This is a genomic window from Oleiphilus sp. HI0043, assembly GCF_001634935.1.
Genome location: NZ_LWEY01001044.1, coordinates 1 through 3,235, shown reverse-complemented (window position 1 = coordinate 3,235; position 3,235 = coordinate 1). Strand labels below are relative to the sequence as shown.

The window sequence follows — 3,235 nt, the reverse complement described above, 5'->3', positions numbered from 1 at the left end:
TTTCGCCTTTCCCTCACGGTACTGGTTCACTATCGGTCAGTCAGGAGTATTTAGCCTTGGAGGATGGTCCCCCCATCTTCAGACAAGATAACACGTGTCCCGTCCTACTTAATATGTGACTATTGAATCTTCGTGTACGGGGCTATCACCCACTATGGCCGCACTTCCCAGAGCGTTCCACTAATTCAATAATCATCGGCTAATCCCCGTTCGCTCGCCGCTACTAAGGGAATCTCGGTTGATTTCTTTTCCTCCGGGTACTTAGATGTTTCAGTTCTCCGGGTTTGCTTCTTACACCTATGTATTCAGTGCAAGATATCTAACTTATGTTAGATGGGTTTCCCCATTCGGAAATCGTTGGGTCAAAGCTTGTTTACCAGCTTACCAACGCTTATCGCAGGTTACTACGTCCTTCATCGCCTCTGACTGCCAAGGCATCCACCGTATGCGCTTAGTCACTTAACTATATAACCCGAAGTAGTCTTCTAAGACGACCTTTTACCATCTTAGTACTTAAGCTATATATATGACCATTCGTAACGTTTTCGCCGGATAACGCTTGATATGAATCTCATTTCTTTCGTTATCCATGATTAAATTATTCGCTGATATGTGAATAATCTAATCACTTAGCAATGAGTTGCATTATGTCATCACAACATAAAACAACGTCTACTATTACTTACCTAATTGTTAAAGAGCTTCTAATCGCATGATTAGAAATAAATACACTTTACTTAATTCAAACTTAAACCAAGCAAATACACTTATTTATAATCATTTCAATTTTGGAAATTGGTGGAGCTATGCGGGATCGAACCGCAGACCTCCTGCGTGCAAGGCAGGCGCTCTCCCAGCTGAGCTATAGCCCCAATCCCAGAGCATTTTATCCTCTGCTTTAACGTTCATTAAAGTCAGACTCAAAAAATCGTAGATTTTAGTTAATCTAGGCAAATGACTGCGAAGCATAGCCTGCTATGCGAGTAATCATTTAACGATGAGTAACTGAAATCTGGTAGGCCTGGGCAGACTTGAACTGCCGACCTCACCCTTATCAGGGGTGCGCTCTAACCACCTGAGCTACAGGCCTTCTGCGCAAATTACCTCTCAGTAAGATGCTATAGGGCCTATTGCCCTTACGCTCTCTTTAATTCTATAACCAAGCAATTCGTGTGAACTCTGACCGAAACGATCACGATTCGTTTAAGGAGGTGATCCAGCCCCAGGTTCCCCTAGGGCTACCTTGTTACGACTTCACCCCAGTCATGAACCACACCGTGGTAATCGTCCCCCCGAAGGTTAGACTAACTACTTCTGGTGCAATCCACTCCCATGGTGTGACGGGCGGTGTGTACAAGGCCCGGGAACGTATTCACCGTGGCATTCTGATCCACGATTACTAGCGATTCCGACTTCATGGAGTCGAGTTGCAGACTCCAATCCGGACTACGATAAATTTTCTGGGATTAGCTCCACCTCGCGGCTTGGCGTCCCTTTGTATTTACCATTGTAGCACGTGTGTAGCCCTGGTCGTAAGGGCCATGATGACTTGACGTCGTCCCCACCTTCCTCCGGTTTGTCACCGGCAGTCTCCTTAGAGTTCCCACCCGAAGTGCTGGCAAATAAGGATAAGGGTTGCGCTCGTTACGGGACTTAACCCAACATTTCACAACACGAGCTGACGACAGCCATGCAGCACCTGTCACTGCGTTCCCGAAGGCACCAATCTATCTCTAGAAAGTTCGCAGGATGTCAAGACCAGGTAAGGTTCTTCGCGTTGCATCGAATTAAACCACATGCTCCACCGCTTGTGCGGGCCCCCGTCAATTCATTTGAGTTTTAATCTTGCGACCGTACTCCCCAGGCGGTCTACTTAGTGCGTTAGCTGCGCCACTAAGGAATCAAGTTCCCCAACGGCTAGTAGACATCGTTTACGGCGTGGACTACCAGGGTATCTAATCCTGTTTGCTCCCCACGCTTTCGCACCTCAGCGTCAGTATCAGTCCAGGTGGCCGCCTTCGCCACTGATGTTCCTTCCAATCTCTACGCATTTCACCGCTACACTGGAAATTCCACCACCCTCTACTGTACTCTAGCGAGTCAGTTCTAAATGCAGTTCCCAGGTTGAGCCCGGGGCTTTCACATCTAGCTTAACAAGCCGCCTACGCGCGCTTTACGCCCAGTAATTCCGATTAACGCTTGCACCCTCCGTATTACCGCGGCTGCTGGCACGGAGTTAGCCGGTGCTTCTTCTGCGAGTAACGTCAATCTAAGCAGGTATTAACTACTTAGCCTTCCTCCTCGCTGAAAGTGCTTTACAACCCGAAAGCCTTCTTCACACACGCGGCATGGCTGCATCAGGCTTGCGCCCATTGTGCAATATTCCCCACTGCTGCCTCCCGTAGGAGTCTGGACCGTGTCTCAGTTCCAGTGTGGCTGATCATCCTCTCAGACCAGCTAGGGATCGTCGCCTTGGTGAGCCCTTACCTCACCAACTAGCTAATCCCACGCAGACACATCCAATAGCGAGAGCCGAAGCCCCCTTTCCCCCGTAGGGCGTATGCGGTATTAATCCAAATTTCTCTGGGCTATCCCCCACTACTGGGCAGTTTTCTACGCGTTACTCACCCGTCCGCCGCTCGTCAGCAGATAGCAAGCTATCTCTGTTACCGCTCGACTTGCATGTGTTAAGCCTGCCGCCAGCGTTCAATCTGAGCCATGATCAAACTCTTCAGTTCAATCTAGTCGAAGCAAAAGCTTCATATACTTGCTCAAGTTACTTACTGTTCAAATAAATTGTACAGGTCGTTGACTTGATAATTTCTTAAGCAACATCCTCTCTAACAAGTTAGATCAGAGTGCTTTATCGTGAAATCATCTCAGCCAGCGCCCACACGAATTGCTTGGTTAATTTTTTAAAGAGCTTGCTTGAGATCCCTCAAGCGAGGCGAGTATTCTACAGCGTCTCATTTGCTTGTCAACGATTTTTTTTAATTTGTTTTCGAAGAAATTTAAATTCAAAACCGAAAACCAAAACCTTTAACAAGCGAAGATAAATTACTGATTTTAATCACTTAATTTATCCTCTATCTCCTTCAAACTTCGCCGCTTTCGAAGCGGTTCGTCTTAAGGAGGTGCGCATTATATAGAGCTGATTCTTTAGGTCAACACCTTTATCAAACTTTTTTATAAATTAATACGCCAAAGACAGCAACCACTGCTGCACCCATTTTTA

The 3,235-nt window shown here is 46.9% G+C and carries 2 tRNA genes and 2 rRNA genes; all 4 read right to left on the bottom strand.

Annotated features, from left to right (window positions below):
• A 23S ribosomal RNA gene (locus A3729_RS11010) occupies positions 1 to 465 on the bottom strand; the annotation flags it as partial.
• Between the two features lie 331 nt (positions 466 to 796).
• Positions 797 to 872: transfer RNA gene (locus A3729_RS11005), tRNA-Ala, on the bottom strand.
• Between the two features lie 141 nt (positions 873 to 1,013).
• A tRNA-Ile gene (locus tag A3729_RS11000) sits at positions 1,014 to 1,090 on the bottom strand.
• 114 nt (positions 1,091 to 1,204) lie between these two features.
• Positions 1,205 to 2,738, bottom strand: a 16S ribosomal RNA gene (locus A3729_RS10995).
• Positions 2,739 to 3,235: the final 497 nt, after the last annotated feature.